Source organism: Helicobacter suis (genome assembly GCF_902196125.1).
Lineage (GTDB): Bacteria > Campylobacterota > Campylobacteria > Campylobacterales > Helicobacteraceae > Helicobacter > Helicobacter suis_B.
Map to the genome: position 1 here is coordinate 84,908 of NZ_CABIKG010000003.1, position 19,849 is coordinate 104,756.

At 40.1% G+C, this 19,849-nt stretch carries 20 protein-coding genes and 1 pseudogene; 15 read left to right on the forward strand and 6 right to left on the reverse strand.

Annotated elements, in window-relative coordinates; translation table 11 throughout:
- Window positions 1-46 precede the first annotated feature (46 nt).
- The 9 genes from G6Q00_RS01830 (at window position 47) to G6Q00_RS01870 (ending at window position 9,087) form a co-directional block, all read left to right on the forward strand.
- A complete protein-coding gene (locus G6Q00_RS01830) occupies window positions 47-1,786 on the forward strand; it encodes a DUF262 domain-containing protein (protein ID WP_163531764.1) in 1,740 nt (579 codons plus the stop codon).
- A gap of 23 nt (window positions 1,787-1,809) precedes the next feature.
- Entirely contained in the window at window positions 1,810-2,220 is a 411-nt protein-coding gene (locus tag G6Q00_RS01835) for a hypothetical protein (RefSeq protein ID WP_163531765.1), read from the forward strand.
- Window position 2,221: 1 nt separating this feature from the next.
- Window positions 2,222-3,358, forward strand: coding sequence for a sigma-54-dependent transcriptional regulator (locus tag G6Q00_RS01840; RefSeq protein WP_163531766.1), 1,137 nt, complete (start codon window positions 2,222-2,224; stop codon window positions 3,356-3,358).
- 51 nt (window positions 3,359-3,409) lie between these two features.
- A complete protein-coding gene (locus G6Q00_RS01845) occupies window positions 3,410-4,255 on the forward strand; it encodes an aldo/keto reductase (RefSeq protein ID WP_163531767.1) in 846 nt (281 codons plus the stop codon).
- 9 nt (window positions 4,256-4,264) lie between these two features.
- On the forward strand, window positions 4,265-5,188 hold the full coding sequence (gene cysK, locus G6Q00_RS01850; RefSeq protein WP_163531768.1) for a cysteine synthase A: 924 nt from the start codon (window positions 4,265-4,267) through the stop codon (window positions 5,186-5,188).
- The gene (gene epsC / locus G6Q00_RS01855) at window positions 5,169-5,699 is read left to right on the forward strand and encodes a serine O-acetyltransferase EpsC (RefSeq protein ID WP_163531769.1); all 531 of its coding nucleotides are present in this window, start codon (window positions 5,169-5,171) and stop codon (window positions 5,697-5,699) included. The genes cysK and epsC overlap by 20 nt, the downstream gene beginning before the upstream one ends.
- 620 nt (window positions 5,700-6,319) lie before the next feature.
- Window positions 6,320-7,420 carry a hypothetical protein gene (locus G6Q00_RS08760; protein ID WP_346265325.1) on the forward strand — a complete coding sequence of 367 codons (1,101 nt, stop codon included), beginning with the start codon at window positions 6,320-6,322 and terminating at the stop codon, window positions 7,418-7,420.
- On the forward strand, window positions 7,393-8,802 hold the full coding sequence (locus tag G6Q00_RS08510; RefSeq protein WP_163531770.1) for a hypothetical protein: 1,410 nt from the start codon (window positions 7,393-7,395) through the stop codon (window positions 8,800-8,802). Before G6Q00_RS08760 ends, G6Q00_RS08510 begins: the two co-directional genes overlap by 28 nt.
- A gap of 54 nt (window positions 8,803-8,856) precedes the next feature.
- The gene (locus G6Q00_RS01870) at window positions 8,857-9,087 is read left to right on the forward strand and encodes a hypothetical protein (protein WP_163531771.1); all 231 of its coding nucleotides are present in this window, start codon (window positions 8,857-8,859) and stop codon (window positions 9,085-9,087) included.
- 136 nt (window positions 9,088-9,223) lie between these two features.
- On the opposite strand, the gene G6Q00_RS01875 is transcribed toward G6Q00_RS01870, so the two are convergent.
- A complete protein-coding gene (locus tag G6Q00_RS01875; RefSeq protein WP_163531772.1) occupies window positions 9,224-9,406 on the reverse strand; it encodes a hypothetical protein in 183 nt (60 codons plus the stop codon).
- A gap of 201 nt (window positions 9,407-9,607) precedes the next feature.
- A complete protein-coding gene (locus tag G6Q00_RS01880; protein WP_163531773.1) occupies window positions 9,608-9,946 on the reverse strand; it encodes a hypothetical protein in 339 nt (112 codons plus the stop codon).
- Window positions 9,947-10,098: 152 nt separating this feature from the next.
- Here G6Q00_RS01880 and selD point away from each other — a divergent pair.
- Window positions 10,099-11,055, forward strand: a pseudogene (gene selD / locus G6Q00_RS01885) (selenide, water dikinase SelD); the annotation flags it as partial.
- On the opposite strand, the gene G6Q00_RS01890 reads toward selD, so the two are convergent.
- The 4 genes from G6Q00_RS01890 to dnaG all read right to left on the reverse strand — a co-directional run bounded on the left by G6Q00_RS01890 (window position 11,052) and on the right by dnaG (window position 15,183).
- Complete coding sequence (locus G6Q00_RS01890; RefSeq protein WP_163499754.1) at window positions 11,052-11,414, reverse strand: serine protease; 363 nt, start codon at window positions 11,412-11,414, stop codon at window positions 11,052-11,054. The pseudogene selD and the gene G6Q00_RS01890 sit on opposite strands and share 4 nt — an antisense overlap.
- Before the next feature lie 117 nt (window positions 11,415-11,531).
- A complete protein-coding gene (locus G6Q00_RS01895) occupies window positions 11,532-12,380 on the reverse strand; it encodes a DUF5718 family protein (RefSeq protein ID WP_163531774.1) in 849 nt (282 codons plus the stop codon).
- Window positions 12,381-12,391: 11 nt separating this feature from the next.
- A complete protein-coding gene (locus G6Q00_RS01900; RefSeq protein WP_163531775.1) occupies window positions 12,392-13,450 on the reverse strand; it encodes an argininosuccinate synthase domain-containing protein in 1,059 nt (352 codons plus the stop codon).
- Window positions 13,447-15,183 carry a DNA primase gene (gene dnaG, locus G6Q00_RS01905; protein ID WP_240330924.1) on the reverse strand — a complete coding sequence of 579 codons (1,737 nt, stop codon included), beginning with the start codon at window positions 15,181-15,183 and terminating at the stop codon, window positions 13,447-13,449. The genes G6Q00_RS01900 and dnaG overlap by 4 nt, the downstream gene beginning before the upstream one ends.
- Window positions 15,184-15,325: 142 nt before the next feature.
- Between dnaG and groES the strand changes: the two genes are divergently transcribed.
- The 5 genes from groES to G6Q00_RS01930 all read left to right on the forward strand — a co-directional run.
- On the forward strand, window positions 15,326-15,655 hold the full coding sequence (groES, locus tag G6Q00_RS01910) for a co-chaperone GroES (RefSeq protein WP_163531776.1): 330 nt from the start codon (window positions 15,326-15,328) through the stop codon (window positions 15,653-15,655).
- 58 nt (window positions 15,656-15,713) lie between these two features.
- Entirely contained in the window at window positions 15,714-17,363 is a 1,650-nt protein-coding gene (groL, locus tag G6Q00_RS01915; protein WP_163531777.1) for a chaperonin GroEL, read from the forward strand.
- Window positions 17,364-17,465: 102 nt separating this feature from the next.
- Entirely contained in the window at window positions 17,466-18,476 is a 1,011-nt protein-coding gene (locus G6Q00_RS01920) for an NADPH dehydrogenase (RefSeq protein ID WP_240330925.1), read from the forward strand.
- Between the two features lie 31 nt (window positions 18,477-18,507).
- On the forward strand, window positions 18,508-19,407 hold the full coding sequence (locus G6Q00_RS01925; RefSeq protein ID WP_163531778.1) for a DNA adenine methylase: 900 nt from the start codon (window positions 18,508-18,510) through the stop codon (window positions 19,405-19,407).
- A gap of 1 nt (window position 19,408) precedes the next feature.
- Window positions 19,409-19,849: GIY-YIG nuclease family protein (locus G6Q00_RS01930; RefSeq protein ID WP_163531779.1), on the forward strand; the 441-nt coding region annotated here is incomplete at its 3' end.

The window sequence follows — 19,849 nt, forward strand, 5'->3', positions numbered from 1 at the left end:
GGAAATCATGTTAGTATTTCTTCTCTAATCTATACAAGGAGTGTTGATGCAATCCCAAACCCAGTCCATAGAGCAATTTTTTAAGTACTGCTACAAGATTCCCCTTTACCAACGCGCTTATTCGTGGGAGAGAGAGCAGTGGGAACAATTCTTAGCAGACTTAGAGGAGGTAACTCGCGGGGGTAATAAATACTACTTTGGAAATGTACTTTTAGAATCGCTAGAAGATCAAAAACACATTGACATCATTGATGGACAACAACGCATCACCACTATTCTTATTTTTATCCGTGCCCTACACAATGTCTTAGCAGAGAGAGTCAAAAAAGGGGAAAAATTAGACCAAGATGAAAGTGAAGAAGATTTTTTGAGATATTTGGTAGAAGATTTTCTCATTGATCGCCGTGATCCTAAACTCCAAGTAGTGGAGTATGATAATTCCTATTTCAAAGAGATGATCATTACAGATGACAAGCTAAAGGATGAGAACCCTAGCACCCCTTCACAGGAGCGTATCAAGGAAGCTAAAAAATTCTTTGCTGGTCGCCTCAAAAGACATGAAACCCAGCATATTTTGAATCTGCTCAACAAAGTCAAAAACGCCATTGTATTGCGTACAGAATTTAAAAACAAAAAAGATTCTGTCTTGATGTTTGAGTTGCAAAACAACCGGGGCAAGACTTTAACACACATGGAGCGACTCAAAAGCTATTTGGCCTACCAAATCTACACCTATAGCCAAGATCAACAGAGCGCAGAAGAGCAGCTAAAACAGCTTGCTAGCATTTTTGAAAGGATCTACAGCATGATCAATGACATTGGGGTTTGGGATGAAGATACTATTTTGCGATTTTTTAATATCTCGTATTTCAAACTGGGCTATAACTACAATGAAAATGACGATAATGCTAACTATAAACGCGAGTTACACAACCCACCTGATAACACAAATCCAACCCCAGAAGACAAACTAACTTGGATTGAAAACTACACAAAAGAGCTTAAAAATGCTTTTGCAGATTCTAAAGAGTTTTGCCATGCAAAGAGTCCTTATAAAGATTCTCTCTTGGAACTAGATGTAGTCCATGTGTATCCCTTTATCTTTAAGGCTTACCGCATTTTTAAAAATTCCCCAGAAAAACAAACTTTTTTAGAGCAAGTCTTTAAAGCTTTGGAGGTCATCGCCTTTAGGCATAAGCTAATTAACACCCGCGCGGATTTGCCCACTAGACTACAGAGGGTCTTGCAAGACTTCACCAGTGCAGATTTTTTAACACAGAAAATTAAATATATCTGCAAAAACGATTACTGGAGAGATGTAAATATGCAAAATGCGCTTGCCCCTGAACGCTTTGATGAGCGTTATCGCAAGATTGTAACCATGATTTTGGCGCGCTATGAAAACCACCTGCAAGGGCAACACACCCGGTCTAAAGGCTATGCCTTTGAACTTAAGGATTTAAAAAAACCCCAAATTGAGCATATCGCTCCCCAAAAAGAAAATGACGAACGGCTTAAAAGCGGGTATTGTACTTACGATGATGATTTTTATCAAAAGTGTTATCTTAACTGCATTGGCAATCTTTTACTCATTAATGGATCGCACAATGCTTCTATTGGCAATAAGGCTTTTTCTGAAAAACTAGAGAGTTATCAAAATTCTTCATTATCCCAGCAAAAAGAAATAAAAAACTTTGTAGGGGTAGAGAAAAGATGGGATAAACAAGCCATCACAACGCGCTACCATAAAATTGTAGATTTTGTGCTAGCCACTTGGAGTTTGTAGAATGTGGAAAGTAAGGGCGTTTTTTGTGTCGCCTACATAAGACTTTTTTATTGGCCTTGGTAGGGCTTTTGCAAGCTGAAGAGTTTATGATCTCTTATGCCATGCAGGTGCAAAATGGAATTGCTACCCGTGCGAGTTTTGGTTTTAGCCGGGCTTTAAAAGAACATGTAAGTAAAAAGAGTTTTAGCTGTGAAATCCCTATTAAAGAACCCAAACTCTCAGCCAAACAAAAGCCCTTTTTACTAGATATTTTGCTACAAACTTACCAAGATCAGGTGGTGGATTGTCTGTATAAAGGAGAGGTACAAGTACAAAGTAGCGGGTTTAACACCCATTTTCAAAACCAAAATAACGCCACATTGCGCATTGTAGCGCCTGCTAATGTGCATTTAGAGGGGGCTTTGTTAATGCTTGAAGTTTATTTAAGGAGATAGCATGAAAATTGCCATCGTAGAAGATGATATTAACATGCGCAAGAGTTTAGAACTCTTTTTTAGCGATCAAGAGGATTTGGAGGTGGTGGCTTTTAAAGGACCTAAGGAGGCGCTTAAGGCTTTAGATGAAAGTTTTGAACTCATCATTACAGATATTAACATGCCCCAAATGGACGGACTAGAATTTTTGCGCCATTTAGAGGGGCGTTATGAGGCCATTGTGATTACAGGCAATGCCACCCTTAATAAAGCCATTGAATCTATCCGCTTGGGGGTAAAAGATTTTTTCCAAAAGCCCTTTAAGCCGGAACTACTCTTAGAATCTATTTATCGCAGTAAAAGAGTGTTAGAGTTTCATAAAAGCAAGCCCAAACAAAAGCCCTCTAAAGAATTTTTTATCGCTTCCTCTCAGGCTTTAAAGGCCGTGCAAAAACAGGCTTTAAAAGCGGCAGTTACAGATGCAAGCGTGTTTTTACAAGGCCCTAGCGGAGTGGGCAAAGAAGTTTTTGCCCGCTTTATCCACACAAATTCTAAACGATCTAAAGAGCCTTTTATGGCCATTAACATGGCTGCTATCCCCGAACACCTCTTAGAATCTGAGCTTTTTGGCTATGAAAAGGGGGCCTTTACTGATGCCACAGCGACAAAACCCGGTTTATTTGAAATGGCACATAAGGGGAGTGTGTTTTTAGATGAAATTAGCGAAATGCCTTTAAAACTACAAAGCAAACTTTTACGGGTGATTCAAGAAAAAGAACTCATGCGGCTTGGGAGCAATAAAACTATTAAGGTTGATTTACGCTTTATTGCAGCTACGAATACTAATATCCAAGAAAAGATCGCGGCTAAAGAATTTCGCGAGGATTTGTTTTTCCGCTTGCAAACTATTCCGCTAAATATCCCTCCGCTAAAAGAGCGCAAAGAGGAGATTTTGCCCTTAGCCGAGTGGAAACTTAAAGAAGTACTGCAGGTTTATAATTTGGGGCAAAAACATTTTTCTAAAGGCGCGCAGGAGTGTTTGCTTAATTACACTTGGCATGGCAATATCCGCGAGTTACTCTCAGTAGTAGAGAGGGCAGCCATTTTAAGCGAAGGGGAGAGTATTAGTGAAAAAGATTTATTTTTGGAGCGGAGTTAACTTTTTTGTGCTATAGGTAAACGCCTTTTATTTTTTAAGCAAGGAGATTAAGTGGAATTTGTAACTTTAAATAATGGAGTGCATGTCCCTATTTTAGGTTTTGGGGTGTTTCAAATCCCAGATGATGCATGTGAAAAGGCGGTTTTAGAAGCCATTGAGTGCGGGTATCGCTTGATTGATACCGCCCAAATGTATCAAAACGAAAGAGGGGTGGGCTCTGCAATTAAAAAAGCCAGTGTATCCCGCGAGGAACTTTTTATTACAACTAAAGTATGGTTTAGCAATGCCGGAGAGAAAAAGGCTAAGGCATCTGTAGAAGAATCATTAAGAAGAATGCAACTAGATTATTTGGATTTAGTGTTGATTCACCAACCCTTTAATGACTATTATGGGACTTACCGCGCTTTAGAAGATCTTTATAGAGAGGGTAAACTTAAATGCATTGGGGTGAGTAATTTTTACCCCGATCGCCTTGCAGATTTAGTTAGTTTTACCCAAATTGTCCCTGCTATTAATCAAGTTGAGATCAACCCTTTTAACCAGCAAGTTAAAGCCCAAGAGACCATGCAAAAATATAAAGTCCAGCCACAGGCTTGGGGACCCTTTGCAGAGGGGCGCAATAACATTTTTAGCCACCCCACCTTACAAGAGATTGCCAACAAGCACAATAAAAGCATCGCTCAGGTGGTCTTGCGCTGGCTAGTGCAAAGAGAAATTGTGGTTTTATTTAAGTCAGATAAAAAAGCAAGAATGATTGAAAATAGCCAGATTTTTGACTTTAGCCTGCCTTCTGAGGATATGCAAACCATCGCACAGCTCGATCAACAGCAAAGCGCCTTTTTTGATCACCGCGATCCAGGTGCGCTAGAGTTTTTAAAAACACTACCCACTCTATAAGGATTTTGCATGGTTTATCAAAATGCTTTAGAACTAATCGGCAATACGCCCATTTTAAAAACTAACCACCTCTTAGAAGCGGGTGCGGCTGATCTTTTTATCAAGTTGGAGAAATTTAACCCGGGGGGCAGTGTGAAAGATCGCGCGGCTTTAGGAATGATTGAGCAAGCAGAAAAAGATGGGCGGCTTAAAAAGGGAATGACTATTGTAGAACCAACTAGCGGTAATACCGGCATTGCCCTAGCTTTAATAGGTTTACTCAAGGGTTATAAGGTAACTATTGTGATGCCAGATACCATGAGTGTAGAGCGCCGCGAGCTTATTAGAGCTTATGGAGCAGAGTTAATTTTAACACCGGGGGCACAGGGCACTAAAGGAGCGATTGATAAAGCTTTGCAAATGGGACAACAAGAGGGCTATTTTATCCCACAGCAGTTTGAAAACCCCGCTAACCCCCAAAAACACTACAACACCACCGCAGAAGAGATTTTAAAAGATTTGCCTAAAGTAGATGCGCTGATCTTTGGTGTGGGCACAGGAGGCACGATTGCAGGGGTGGGGCGTAAATTTAAAGAGAAAAACCACCATGCTAAAATTATTGCAGTAGAGCCCGCACAATCGCCCATTTTAAGTGGGGGTACACACAGCCCTCATAAAATACAGGGTATTGGTGTGGGATTTGTACCGGCTAATTATGATAAAGCGGTAGTAGATAAAGTCATTGCTGTAGATGAGCGCGATGCGGCACATACGGCTAAGCTTTTTGGAGAAAAAGAGGGGATTTTAGTAGGAATCTCCTCAGGGGCGGCTATTTTTGCAGGAATACAGGTAGCGCGCCAACTTGGCAAGGGTAAATCCGTGCTTGCTCTCGCGCCCGATGGAGGGGAAAAATACATCTCAACCGGGCTTTATGATGCTAGATCTGAATTATAGCTTAGAGCGCGCTTTAGAGCAAGACCCGGCTGCTAGGAATAAATGGGAGGTTTTATTGCTTTATCCGGGTGTGCATGCGCTTTTAGCTCATCGCCTAGCCCATGCTCTTCATAAACGCCGATTTTACTTTTTAGCCCGTGCGCTCTCTCAATTTGCGCGCTTTTTAACCGGGATAGAAATCCACCCGGGGGCACAAATTGGGCGCGGGCTTTTTATTGATCATGGCATGGGTGTGGTGATTGGCGAAACCACACAAATTGGTAATGATGTTACAATTTATCATGGCGTTACTCTGGGAGGCACAGGCAAACATAAAGGCAAACGCCACCCCACTTTAGGCGATCGCGTGGTGGTGGGGGCGGGGGCTAAGGTTTTAGGGGCCGTGGTGATTGGCAATGATGTTAAGATTGGGGCTAATGCAGTGGTGCTCTCTGATTTACCCCATGGATCAACAGCAGTTGGTACAAAGGCTAAATTAATAGATAAAACAAATGCGGGCGATGAGGAGTGAATGGGTAAAGTGCAGACAGGGCTATAGATCTGAAAAAACCTTAGATTTATAGGGAATTGTTTTATAAGAAATATCCATTTTATTTTTTAAATATTAAATATCAAGTTTGGAGAAGCAAAGCGGTACTAGGTTGTTAAAAAGCTTTGCTGCTTAATTAAAAAACCCAAACATACCCTCAATATTAAAAAATCAAGGATTGTTACAAGGAATTTAGCAATGCCACTAAAGCCCTACTTAGAGAGATTGAGCAAGCACTACCAAGAAGTACACAATCTGAGGGATTAAGCACTAGTGGGGAATTAAAGCCTAATAGAGAAGTACAAAACACTACCCCTATTACAGAGAGTGGGGAGAGTGTAGGGAGTGCTAGCAGTGGAACAACTCAAGCAATAGAGACAAAAGCGCTAGAGAGTAGCAAAGTTAAGGGGGCAAGTGAAGCGGGTGTAAGTGAGGCAAGAGCTTTACAAAGTGAAGCGCCTGTAAATGCTAGAGGTTTACAGAGTGAAACGGCAGAACAGAATGTTAAGGCTTTAGAGAGTGAAGCAGATGTAAAGGCTTTAGAAAATCAAGAGTTTAAAGCAAAAGCCACAGAGCTTTACAACATAGCTAAAGCTCAAGAGGTGGAGTTTAAAGGGTTTTTAGAAAATCTTAAGAGTGCTAATAATTCTTTAGAATTAGGCCAAATCCTTAAAAGTGAAGCTAGTATTGAAAGTAAAATTGCACGCAAAGCCGGGGATATAAGCGCCATAAGCGATTATTTAAGAGCGGCTATTATTAGTAAGGATAAAACCCACTTAGATACGGAATTAGTAAGGCTAGAGGATAGTTTAGAATCAAGAGGGATCAAGCCTACAATAGAACTACACCACCGCGATTCAGGTTATAAAGGTGTGCATATACAATTTGAGTTTAACGGCGTGCCTTCTGAGATACAGCTACATACGGTTAAGAGTTGGCGGATCAAAAAAAGATTAGACCCACTTTATCACGAACTAAGAGAACATGAAATTAAAAACACACTAACGACAGAAGAAGTAAAAAATATCAAGGCAGCAAGCCGGCGACTTGGTCAAGATTCAGATTTAGATATTAAGGCTTTTACTTCATTTGCGGTTAAATCAGATAGCGCCTCCAATTCTGAAAAATCCGTATTAGTTAGAAAATCCGCAACAGACTTAAACCTAACCCAAGAACCTTTAGAAAAGTCAAACTCAAATGTGCCGCCCGTAGTGGATTTAGATGTAAAATCTATCGCATACAACCGCCCAGAATCCGTATTGAGTGAAAAATCTAATTTTTCAGGAGGTAAAGGGAATAAATCAGCCATTGAAAAACCTTTATTAAGTAGTACTGAGGCTATTAAAAACCCCCTTAAAAGTCAAGTTATCCCCCACAATAAAGCCTTTGGTACAAACTTTGAGCAGTTTTACCATGATCCAAAAGGCGCAATTGCTAAACTACTAGAGACTAAAGAGGGACAAGTAGCCGGGGCATTTTATAGAGAGGATTTAGGCGATATAGATTTGGTGTGGGGGGAAATTAGAGATCAAAAGGGTAATTTACAAGGTTATGGGCTAAGTAAAATTGTAGAAAAACACCTAAATGACTTTAGCCCATTTGAGGGGAATAATGCTTATGAGAAATTAGGCAATGGGTTAGAGGAAATAGTAAGTGGGGGGAGGTGGTTAAAAGGGTGGGCAGAGAAGACGCCTACAACATAACACATAAAGGCTTTATCGTAGGTATTAATAAAGGCTATGACAAACAAGGTAATAATTATTGGATAGTTACAGCTTTTGATAAGAACAAGCCTATACAAGAGAAAACCATTAGGACAGCACGCGTTAATGATTTAACAAAAGAGCCGAACAATCCCTCTTTAAACTCTACAGCCACTTCTACTAAACCCTCCCTTAAAAGTCAAGAGCCTAAACTACTCCCCTATAAACTCACATCAGAGATTTATAAAGAGGCTAAAGCTAGGGGTTTAAGTTATACAGAATTTAAAGCTTTAAGTAAACAAAACGATACAAGATACATTGAGTTTAAAAAGGCTGAGAGTCAAAACATTAAGGATTTATTAGACCCTAGTAAACCCTTAAGAATGCTTAGCCCAGAGCAAATTACAGATAGATTATTAGATCAAGTCAAAAAGCATAATGCTAAGGTGTGGGTGGGGGAGTTGAATAACCCTAAGATGATAGAAACCTTGGGGCTAAATTCTAATGAAAAGCTTAAGTTGGTTGTAGACGGAGACGCTCTAAAACACATTGAAACAAAACATGGGGCTAATTCTATAATGGCTAAAAATGGGCAACCACCTATCACAAACCAAGACATAGCCAACCTTAATCACTTAATTAACACCGCAGATCAATACATACTAAGCCCAACTAGAAAAGATACAAGAATTGTTGTGGGCAAACAAATTAACGGGTATGTTGTAGTTGTAGAAGTTGTGAGTAAAAAGAATAACCGCTTAATGCTAAAAAACATGTATAAAGAGCATGGAAAATTAGAAAATAGCAAAGAATTTAAAACGCCCATCAGTAACCACAATGTGGCGAACTCACGCCCAAGTGCTAGACCGGGTGAGGACTTAGATACTGCTATGGGCGGAGTGGATGATAAAGTTTTAGCGCTTAAAAGTCAAGAACGCCCTTACAGGGTTATTACAGATAAAGAGGCCTTTATTAAGAATTTAGATTTAAGCGCTACAGCTACACCCATACCTAAAGAACTAGATGTAAAAGGATTTTTAAAAAGACTACAAGGAGTACACAATAAAACAAGATTTATTGAACATTTACAAAGCAGAAATAACGCTAAACAGCGCTTAGAATATTTAAATCTTGTAGAACCGACACTAACCAAACCAGATATTCAACTAATTTTTAAAGAACCGCCTAAGCAAGAGTACATCAAGGCGTTTAAAACAGAAAACCAAAAAGACCTAACTTACCTATTAGTTACAATGGATAACGATAAAGTGCTAGTTACGGGAATTGTAGACGCGCCTACTAGATATTTAAAGCGTCAGATAAGAATTGCGGACATTATCCACGCGTTCATTCCGCCGAACAGGCTTGCAGACGCAAAGTGAATTAACACCGCGTGGCCTATGGGGTGAGTGTACACAAAAATACCTTAACTCATCATGAAAAGCTTTACAGCGCTAGCTTGTAGCCTCCTACTCACCGCATGCACCCCCCGCGTTATATATCAAAAGGTTTATATCCCCACTAAGTGTAATATTATCAAACCAGAAAGACCGCCCGCCCACTTAGATTATTTGAGCTATTTAAAAGAGTTGTTGATCTACACTGAAAGGCTTGAGAAAGATTTAGAATTTTGCACTAAAGAGATTGAGCCTACTAAAGCGCCTTAGCCAAACACCTTTAAAAATAAAGCCCAGCTAGATAAAAGCCCTACTTCAGACAAAAACACGATAAGCCCACAAACACAGCTAAAGCAAAAAAAGAGAGAAAGGGGACTAAAATAGGGGCTAGAATGCCCGCTACTACCTACAACCCGCTAACATAGGCGTTAAGCCACACTAAACCGCTAAAGCTAGCATACAAAACCGCTAAGCGCAATAAGAACACCACAAGCCCTCTAGAGTGGGCGCTAAAATATTGTGTTGTTGTGTTGCGCTCGATGAGTTTGGCGCTCCCATTCTCTAGGACTTGCAACTGATAGTTTGACAAATCCCCCTCCCCTAAAAACACCCCACCATAAACTAGAAAACTTTGATCCTCTTGACCCTCATAATCTTTGGTGTAATACCTTTTAGCTAAATGGGGCGGATTGGCATCTGTGTAAAGATAGGTTTAACATTGTGGGATAAGTTAGTCTCAATCAAGGTGGCGTACTCTAAAACCCCCTCTACAAGCAAGTAAGAACCCCCTTTAATCAGGGAAAACACAGCCGAAATCGCCAATATTAGCCCCCACATCTACCATAGAGAGTTTGCCGTATTTATCACGGATATGGGCAACAATTCCTCCTAAAATGCGCTCATAAAAAGGGCATTCTCTTAGGATAATGAATAAGGGGTGAGAGAGAGGCTTAGTGAGTGTGATGTCTTGAAATTTAGTGGTGATGGTAGGGTTTTTGTAGCGAATAAGTAGCGATTTTATTGAATCATAAAACTTAATCAAACGGCTATTAGGGCAATTAAGTATTTTATTATGAACAAAGTAACTCAGACGGATTAAAAACTTCTCTTTCCATTTAGAAAGCGGCATGGTTTTCCTTTAATAAAATGTTTGTTTATTCTAACCGGATAAAGATTTGTATAAAATTAAGGCAAATATGAGACAATAAGGCTTTCTAAGGAGATAAAGAAATGGAGGCATTAACCCAGTTTGTGCGTTGTGCGGGTTGAGCGGCTAAGGTAGGTCTGGCAGATCTCAAACAAATTACAGCCCCTCTTAAACAGCCCCGCGCTCCGGGTGTACTTTTAGATTTTAGTGATCATGATGATTGTGGCGCTTTGCAGGTTGGGGGGTCTTTGCTTGTACAAAGTGTAGATGTGATTCCACCAGTGGTAGATGATCCTTACTTATACGGGCAAATAGCCACAGCCAACGCTTTAAGCGATGTGTTTGCTAAGGGAGCGCGTGCTTTAAGTGCGCTCAGTATTTTAGCTTGGGATCAAGAACGGGTGAGTAAAGAGAGTGTGCAGGCAATTTTGCAGGGCTCTTTAGATAAATTAAATGAGTGTGGCTGTTCTCTTTTGGGGGGGCATAGTTTAAGTGATTTAGAGCAAAAATTTGGTTTGAGTGTTACGGGGGTGGTTTTAAAAGAGCTTTGGCATAACAATACGGCGCAAATAGACGATGTACTTATCTTAACCAAACCTCTAGGCAGTGGGATCATCACCACCGCCTTAAAAAGAAGGGTGATTGCTAACGCCCCTAAGACTCTTATTAGCATGGCAACTTTAAATGTTAAGGCGATGGAAGTTTTGCAAAAATTTAGTGTGCACGCTTGTACCGATGTAACCGGGTTTGGATTACTTGGGCATGTAAGCCAAATGTTAAACCCCTCTATCTCTATAGAAATAGAAAGCGCCTCTATTCCCCTTTTAGAGGGGGCGTTAGAATTAGCTAGGCAGGGGGTGTATCCGGGGGGCAGTGTAGCTAATCAAAAAGCTTTAAGTGATCAAGTTTTAAGCCACACTTCTTTACCCGAGATTCTTTTTTATGACGCCCAAACCTCTGGAGGGTTATTAGCCACTTTAGAAAAACACGAGGCTAAAGAATGTGTGCAGATTTTAAGAGATGAAGGGATAGAAGCACAGATAATAGGGCAATGTGTGCCCCGAAAAAGCCCCCCCCTTATACTTTTTTAACTCCAATCTGAGGGGCTTTTACCCTCTTTGATTTTTTGGATTTTGGCTTCATAACGGCGGATAGAAGTGAGGGTATTGTTATGGGTACGGCGAAATTTTTCAAAGGACTCACGGATAGATTGCATGCTAATTTTACAGCGCTTAGACACAAGTCTTAAACTCATGTAAACATCATTGAGGGGTTTATAAGCTTGGCAACGATTAACAAAAAATTGGTAGCGGGCTGAAATATCCTTACAGCCATAAAGCTGTTTCTTACTCTTTTTTAGATAAGTCGCATAAGTTGCTTCTTGTTGCAAATACTCAGCCTTCAGTTTGTTAAATTCCTGGTGCAAATCCAGATTCTTTTTTAGTTTCATGCTCATTCTCCGTTTATGTATATCTAGTAGCCTATTTTACGCTAATTTCTCTTAATTATTTTTTAAATATAAAAGATTGTGTGCTTTATCTATTTAAAAATAATACTAGATTGATCACTAATCGCCACTCTCTAGGGCAATTCTTTGTTGTACAATAGAAGTGTCTGCTAAAGGATTAATGAGTAATTCATTGCAAGCAGTCATCTCTAAGAGTTTTTCAATGGCATAACGGCGGTGGTTATAAGCAATGATTGTGATCACATCATCTTGCTTTAAAAAATTTTCTTGTCCAAAGGGCATGTAGGGGGTAGCGCCAATGGCTACTAGCATTTTAGAAGGGTAATTACAAGACCCTAACACCTCTTTAAGATTTTCTAAACTCCCCACATCTTCTTGCGTGTTAAGCATTTCTACAATCCAATTTAGAAGTTTTTCATAAAAATACTCGTATTTAGTGAGTTTGGAATTTTCGCCATACATATGGGTTTGCCCATCTCGGGTTAAAAAAGAGGCAATGGAGTAATCATTACACACCCCGCCATAAACAAAACGATCAATAGGCAATCTAGCCCCCACGCCCTTAGAAGCCCTAGAAAAATTCTTTTTAGCTGAAAGTCTGGTGGATTTGAGATTGCGGATTGAAGCGTCGTTAAAAGCCATGAAATAATGCGGGATAATTTTTTCTACCTCTTGCTCTTTACTATACACCACCTCACACTCTAGCGCGATTTCTGGCTCTGCTTGGGCATTTAGGCTTAAATCATCTGGTAAAATCACCCATTCATTATCCAAACAATAACGCCCTAAATACCCCTTTGCATGCGGGATATAAAAAGGGAAAAGCCCTTTAGGCGCGTCTTTTTCTACATGTTTCATGCGGATATTTGTAAAATTATCTGACTCGCCTGCTTGTTCTAAGTGCCCTGCAAAATTGCCCACCACCCCCAAACCAATAAAATCTTGCATCCATGCTCCTTTTAGTGTAAAAATAAATATTGTTGGGCTTTCTTGCGACTCAAAGGGGACACTTCAAAAGCCAGATCGCCTACTTGTACCTCATAAACCTGATTAGCTGTACTTTTGCCATAGCTTAGAACAATTTGGGCTGCTAAAATTTTTTCCTCTGTACTGGCACATTTTTCTATCAAACCAAGTGGCCCCTTGCAACTGCGTGCTTCTATTTTATCCATTAAAGGGTGTTGTGTGTCTAGTTTGCTATTTTCAATCTCATTTCTAGCCACCACCACCCGCGTATTGCCCACCACCATATAACGGCCTACCTTAACCAATACGCTATCTTGAACCACCATTTCTTGCTTAGTGGCTTGGCGGTGGGCTTGTAGGTCTTTAAGTTTTTGACTCACGCTTAAATCGGTGAGCAAACACCCCCCACCGGGCTTTTCATAGTATTTTAAGCCTAGTTCTTGCACTCTCTGAAGCTGGTATACACGGCTACGCCCCTGCACATCTAAAAGCTTATTGCGATCTACCCACCCTTGTTTTTCCATAAAACTAGGTTCTAAGAGTTTAGCACTCATGGGTCTTAAAAGCAGTTGATCTAAAAACTGGGGTTTATTTGTATTCTGGCCACTGCGATCAAGCAATGCATCAAAACAGCTTTGTTCTCCAAAGGCGCGCACTAGCTTTTTAACTTGATTCATTGCCTCTTTGCGCTGGCTTTTAGGTCTTTGCCCTAAAACCTCCCCACTGATCACAAAATCAGCCTTGAGTTCTAAAAGCTTATAAAAGGCCTGTTTAAACATGTTGGCATGGCAATCAATACAGGGGTTAAAATACTTCCCATAACCATATTGTGGGCTAAACAACACCTCGTTAAAAAACTGCTCACGGATATCACAAAGCAGCAATTCTACCCCAATCTGCTTAGTGGCATTTTGTAAATATTCTAATTTATCCTTATTGCCTCCAAAGCCAATATTAAAATGCAGCGCAATTACTTCTATTCCCTGTGAGGCAATTAGGTGCATAGAGAGTAAACTATCCAATCCTCCGCTAAAAAGGGCTAATGCTTTCATATCTGAACTAATTCTCCTTTATTAATCTGTTGTAATTTAGTCCGCCATTTTACTAGAATTTTTAACCTTTCTTGGGGGTTAAGCTCTTTGTTGAGGTAATTAGTCTCTTCAATCCTTCTTTGGCAATGGCGCTTGATAAATAAAAGAAGCTGGGCTTTAAAATCTTGCTCAAAATTTTCAGAAAGGGTAGGCAGGCGATTATCTAACTTGATATTTAAAATTTGTACACTCTCCTCCCCTAAGCAAAGGGTGTTAAATTCTTGCGCGCAGTGTTCAAAAGTTTCAGAATGGATATAATTTCTAGCTTGCTTTAAAAGCTCTGGATACAAGGCCATGTATTTAATTAAAATCTCTTCAAGTGGATTTTTAATAAGCCGTTCTGCTGCTTGCATCTGAGGTAGAGGGTTTTTCTTCAAAGTAAAGGCATTTCTTGGGAGTTTTAAAAGAGAGGCTGCCATAGGCCTATATTCCTCCTGCACTATCTGAGGCAAGCCATGTAAAAAGGTTTGTACTTCTTTAAAAGCCTTTTGTTTTTGCAAAGCATCGCTTAAAGAATAGGCTTGCACAAGACCCTTTAGAACAAATTCAATAAAGGGGATAGGTTTTTGCAAAAGCGCTTCAAGTTCTGCACTTTTACCCTGAGTGATCATGTCGGCTGGATCTAATGCATTGTTTAAAAGTACCACACCCCCCCTTTTAAGCTCCAAAGAGAGGATTTTACTTGCCCTTAAAGCCGCTGAATACCCCGCCTTATCGCCATCATAAAGCAAGATAATAGAAGGATCGCCCCGGTTTAAAATGGGGATATGTGTTTCTGTTAACGCCGTTCCTAAAGTGGCTACAGCTGTTTTAAAGCCAGCCTGCTGGAGTAAGATCACATCTAAATAGCCCTCTGTAAGGATAATTTGCTTGGTTTTAAAAATGGCCTCGCGGGCTTGGAAGTAACCATAAAGTAGCTTAGATTTATTAAACAGCACAGATTGAGAGGAATTGATATACTTAGCCGCGTTGGGGTTATTTTGTAAAATGCGCCCACCAAAGCCCACCATTTTACCATTAGGGTTGTGGATAGGAAAAGTTAGCCGCTGGTTAAAGCGCACAAAAACCTTATGATTCTCCTCCCCTAGTACCCCTAATTCAAGTAGGCTCTTGTGATCTATTCTTTCTTGAGTGATAAAATCTAAAACACTTTGGGAGGTACAAAACCCTAAATTAAAAGTCTTAATAGACTCCTTACTAAGCCCTCTTTGTTTTAAATAATCTAAAACTAAAGGGTGTTTTTTAAGTTGAGTCTGATAACACTGGGCGATTTTTTCTAATAAATCTGTGGAGGGTAGGGTTTGTTTTTGCTCTGTGGTGTATTCTAAAGGCAAATTAAACATATGGGCTAGCTTTTGTACTGCGCTTATAAAATCTAAATTTTCATATTCCATCACAAAGGTGATGGCATTACCCGCCTTAGAGCAACCATAACACCTAAAGGAATTGCGGGAGGGGTTGATCATAAAACTAGGGGTTTTTTCATCATGGAAGGGGCAGATAGCCCGGTAATTGCTACCCACTCTTTTTAAATCAATGTAACTTTGCACCACCTCTACAATGTCTGCTACTTGTTTGAGTTGTTCTAAAGACTCCTGAGTGATCATAATCTCAAATGTAGCACATAAAACTTTGATTTTAACTAATGGATCAAACAAAGTAGCTGTTATCAAAAAATTTATATTAAGTATCATATAAATCTTTAGTCTATACGGCTAAGATATATTTATAAAAATATTTTAGTTTGAGTAAAAGTCTTGACTTTTTGGCAATATTTAGTTAGAATCGTGGCACTTAAATTTTTTAAGTGCTAATTTTTGCAAAAAAGGAGTTTCCATGTTTAAGCCACTTGGCAAGAGAGTGCTAGTTGAAAGACTAGAAGAAGAAAAGAAAACGGCTTCTGGTATTATCATTCCTGATAACGCCAAAGAAAAGCCCCAAATGGGTGTAGTAAAAGCTGTAAGCCATGAAATTAGCGAGGAATGCAAATGCCTTAAAGAAGGCGATGTAGTGGCTTTTGGTAAATACAAAGGTACAGAGATCGTTTTAGACGAGAAAGAATTTATCGTTTTGGAGTTAGAAGATGTTTTAGGCGTAGTGGATTCTCATCGCCACGAACATGGACATAAGGGCAATAAGCACGAGGGCCATAGCCACCACAATTAGTTTTTTCTAGCACACCCTCAAGGGTGTTATCATATTAAAATTTTAAAAAGGACAAATCATGGCAACTAAAGAGATCAAGTTTTCAGACAGCGCACGCGGTAAACTTTTTGAAGGTGTTAAACAACTTAACGACGCGGTTAAAGTTACAATGGGACCTCGCGGGCGCAATGTGCTCATTCAAAAGAGTTATGGCGCGCCTAGCATCACTAAAGACGGCGTGAGTGTGGCTAAAGAGATTGAGCTATCCTGCCCAGTAGCCAATATGGGCGCACAACTAGTTAAAGAAGTGGCAAGTAAAACCGCTGATGCGGCTGGAGATGGTACAACTACGGCTACCGTGCTAGCTTATAGCATTTTTAAAGAGGGCTTGCGCAACATCACAGCGGGGGCTAATCCTATTGAAGTTAAACGAGGCATGGATAAAGCTAGCGAAGCTATCATTGCTGAACTTAAAAAGGCAAGCAAAAAAGTAGGCGGGAAAGAGGAAATCACCCAAGTAGCCACCATTTCGGCTAACTCTGATGAAAAAATTGGCAAGCTCATTGCCGATGCAATGGAAAAAGTGGGCAAAGATGGGGTTATTACGGTTGAGGAAGCTAAAGGAATTGAGGACGAATTAGATGTGGTAGAGGGCATGCAATTTGATCGTGGCTATCTCTCCCCTTATTTTGTAACCAATGCAGAAAAAATGACCACCCAACTAGAAAATGCCTACATTCTTTTAACCGATAAGAAAATTTCTAGCATGAAAGATATTTTGCCTCTGCTAGAGCGCACTATGAAAGAGGGCAAACCTTTATTAATTATCGCTGAAGATATTGAGGGCGAAGCGCTTACAACTTTGGTAGTGAATAAACTTAGGGGTGTGCTCAATGTAGCCGCTGTTAAAGCCCCCGGCTTTGGCGATCGCAGAAAAGAAATGCTTAAAGACATTGCGATTTTAACCGGCGGGGAAGTTATTTCTGAGGAACTGGGCAAAACTTTAGAAAATGCTAGCGTGGAAGATCTAGGCGTGGCGGCACGAATTGTTATTGATAAAGATAATACCACGATCGTAGATGGCAAAGGTAAAGCCCATGCGGTTAAAGATCGCATCGCTCAAATTAAAACCCAAATTGAGGCTACCACTAGCGATTATGATCGCGAAAAACTCCAAGAAAGGCTAGCTAAACTTAGCGGAGGCGTGGCCGTGATTAAAGTAGGCGCGGCTTCTGAAGTAGAGATGAAAGAGAAAAAAGATCGTGTAGATGATGCGCTTTCTGCGACTAAAGCCGCTGTTGAAGAGGGTATTGTCATTGGCGGGGGTGCGGCTTTAATCCGTGCAGCCCAAAAAGTGCATTTAGAATTGCATGAAGATGAAAAAGTGGGCTATGAAATCATTAAACGGGCAATTAAAGCGCCTTTAGCCCAAATTGCAGCCAATGCCGGTTATGATCGCGGGGTGGTGGTTAATGAGGTAGAAAAACATAAAGAAGCGCATTTTGGCTTTAATGCAAGCAGCGGCGAATATGTGGATATGTTTAAGGCCGGTATTATTGATCCGCTTAAAGTCGCCCGCATTGCTTTACAAAATGCGGTTTCTGTTTCTAGCTTACTTTTGACAACTGAGGCCACTGTGCATGAAGTTAAAGAGGAAAAACCGGCTACTCCAGCTATGCCTGATATGGGCGGCATGGGTGGTATGGGAGGCATGGGCGGCATGATGTAGCCCTAAGAGGGGGGAGGAGGGGGTCTTATAAATATACCTTTCATGAGTTATTATTTTTTCACAAACAATAAGCTCTTCTAACCCATAAAGAAAGGAACTTTAATGACAAAAATAAAATTATTTAGTCCTTGGAAAATTAAAGATTTAGAATTAAAAAACCGCGTGGTGATGCCCCCAATGGTACAATACATCGCTAAAGATGGTTATGTGAATGAGTGGCATACCCAGCATTATATTAGCCGTGCTATCGGACAGGTTGGGTTAATCATTGTGGAGGCATCAGCAATTGATGCCTCTGCTAGAATTTCTGAGGGTGATTTAGGGATTTATGAAGAAGGGCATATCAAAGGTTTAGCCCACATTGTAGAAAAATGCCACCAATATGGCTCTAAAATAGCCATACAACTTGCCCATGCGGGTAGAAAAGTGGAATTAAAAAATACAACCCTTTTAGCCCCCTCAGCTTTACGCTTTAATGAACACTTTCCCATGCCTAAAGAAATGAATAAACAAGACATTCAAAAGATCATTGAGGAATTTAAACGCGCGGCGCTAAGAGCTAAACAAATTGGTTTTGATGCTATAGAAGTACACGGCGCGCATGGTTATCTCATCAGTAGTTTTCTCTCTCCTTTAAGCAATAAACGCACCGATTCTTATGGCAGAAACCGCGCGCTTTTCTTACAAGAAATTTTAGAGGCCATTCGCGGCGCAGTTGATTTGCCTATTTTATTACGCGTTTCAGCTAAAGATTACCACAAAGAGGGCAATACACCCGAGAAAATAGCCACACTTCTTACACCTCTTGATCATCTCTACGATGCTTTAGATGTGAGCAGTGGGGGGGTAGTAGAAGCGCCTATTAAGGTGTATCCGGGTTATCAAATTGCAGCAGCAGAATTTCTTAAAGAGGCATTGGATAAACCTACAATCGGGGGTGGTTTGCTTGAAGAACCTAAAATGGTACAAAGAATTATTGGGAGTCAAACCACCGATGCGATCTATCTAGCCCGTGCGCTTTTAAAAAACCCGTTTTGGTGTTTTAATGCGGCCTTGCAATTAGGACAAGATATAGACATTCCTAAACCTTATGAGCGTATCAGGCATTTATAATTTTTAGCTGGAGGGGTGTATTTTTTAATCCATGCAAAAGGGCGCATTTTTAAAAAGTCTTTATTCACAAAAGCTACGGTATAAACGCTACACCAAAAGTCCCTTGCGCTATGGTGGGGGTAAGTCTTTAGCCGTTGGGTTAATCTTAGAGCATATGCCAGATGTCAAAAGAGTAATTAGCCCTTTTATGGGCGGGGGTAGTGTAGAAATTGCTTGTGCTATGGAGCTAGGCATAGAAGTACTTGCCTTTGATATTTTTGATATTTTAATTAATTTCTGGCAAGTGCTTTTAAAAGATAAAGAGCGCCTTTATAAGGCTTTGCTTGCCCTAGAACCCTGTTTAGAAGTTTATAACACCATTAAAGCCGAATTAAAAGCACATTATAAAAAAGAATGCGTACTAGACCCTCTGACTTTAGCTAGAGATTATTATTTTAATTTTAACTTAAGTTATGGACCCGGATTTTTAGGCTGGATGAGTAAGATTTATACGGATAAAAAACGCTATGAAAACGCATTACTCAAGCTTAAAAATTTCCATGCCCCCTCTTTGCGTGTAGAGTGTGCAGACTTTGCTAGAGTCTTATTAGCCTATCCTACAGATTTTGCTTATTTAGACCCGCCTTATTTTTTAGAGGGGGATTCAAAGATGTTTAAAGGGATTTATCCGATGCGCAATTTCCCTATCCATCATAATGGCTTTGCGCATGAAAAATTAGCTAAGTTACTTAAAGAACGCCCCGGTCCCTTTATCTTAAGTTATAACGATTGTTCCTTTGTGCGTGAGGCGTATAAGAATTTTAAAATTGTAGAACTTTCTTGGCAATACACGATGGGACAAGGAGAAACTAGAGTGGGTAAAAATCGCCTTGAAAGAGGCGATAGTGGGCATGTTAAAAAATCCCATGAACTTTTAATTATTAAGGAATAACATGTATATTTCAGAGGTCAAGACAGCTTTTAAGATCGCTGATGTGGAATGTGTACCCAGTAGCACAAAACTTAACTTCCACTATCTAAAAAAACTAAGAGATGAAAATAATAACCCCTTACCTCAAAGTATTTTAACTAAGAATGTCGCGCGGGTGTATTTGATTGTGGTGGAGGGGGTGGTTAAAAAAATTGGGGGTTCTCAAGCACAAGGAGGAATTAAAAAGACTTTAGAAATCTATAGAGATGGGGGTGTGAATGGGCGGCCTAGCATTAGAAGTTTTGGGATTTGGTATTTTCTCTACCATACTATTCTTACTGGTAAAAAAATAGAATTTTACATGATCTATCAAGATAATTTTAAGGCCTTTATTAAAGGATTATTAGGAGTGCATGAAGTGCCTGAGGCCTCTTTGAGCTATAAATTTTTAGAAGAGGCGTGC

Bases quoted from the DNA above. Each gene is read 5' to 3' on its own strand.
- cysK (WP_163531768.1), top strand. From the start codon at position 4,265: ATGGTTTATCAAAATGCTTTAGAACTAATCGGCAATACGCCCATTTTA.
- G6Q00_RS01870 (WP_163531771.1), top strand. From the start codon at position 8,857: ATGAAAAGCTTTACAGCGCTAGCTTGTAGCCTCCTACTCACCGCATGC.
- G6Q00_RS01880 (WP_163531773.1), bottom strand. From the start codon at position 9,946: ATGCCGCTTTCTAAATGGAAAGAGAAGTTTTTAATCCGTCTGAGTTAC.
- G6Q00_RS01830 (WP_163531764.1), top strand. From the start codon at position 47: ATGCAATCCCAAACCCAGTCCATAGAGCAATTTTTTAAGTACTGCTAC.
- dnaG (WP_240330924.1), bottom strand. From the start codon at position 15,183: ATGATACTTAATATAAATTTTTTGATAACAGCTACTTTGTTTGATCCA.
- G6Q00_RS01895 (WP_163531774.1), bottom strand. From the start codon at position 12,380: ATGCAAGATTTTATTGGTTTGGGGGTGGTGGGCAATTTTGCAGGGCAC.
- G6Q00_RS01920 (WP_240330925.1), top strand. From the start codon at position 17,466: ATGACAAAAATAAAATTATTTAGTCCTTGGAAAATTAAAGATTTAGAA.
- groES (WP_163531776.1), top strand. From the start codon at position 15,326: ATGTTTAAGCCACTTGGCAAGAGAGTGCTAGTTGAAAGACTAGAAGAA.
- G6Q00_RS01925 (WP_163531778.1), top strand. From the start codon at position 18,508: ATGCAAAAGGGCGCATTTTTAAAAAGTCTTTATTCACAAAAGCTACGG.
- epsC (WP_163531769.1), top strand. From the start codon at position 5,169: ATGCTAGATCTGAATTATAGCTTAGAGCGCGCTTTAGAGCAAGACCCG.
- G6Q00_RS01900 (WP_163531775.1), bottom strand. From the start codon at position 13,450: ATGAAAGCATTAGCCCTTTTTAGCGGAGGATTGGATAGTTTACTCTCT.
- G6Q00_RS01840 (WP_163531766.1), top strand. From the start codon at position 2,222: ATGAAAATTGCCATCGTAGAAGATGATATTAACATGCGCAAGAGTTTA.
- groL (WP_163531777.1), top strand. From the start codon at position 15,714: ATGGCAACTAAAGAGATCAAGTTTTCAGACAGCGCACGCGGTAAACTT.
- G6Q00_RS01890 (WP_163499754.1), bottom strand. From the start codon at position 11,414: ATGAAACTAAAAAAGAATCTGGATTTGCACCAGGAATTTAACAAACTG.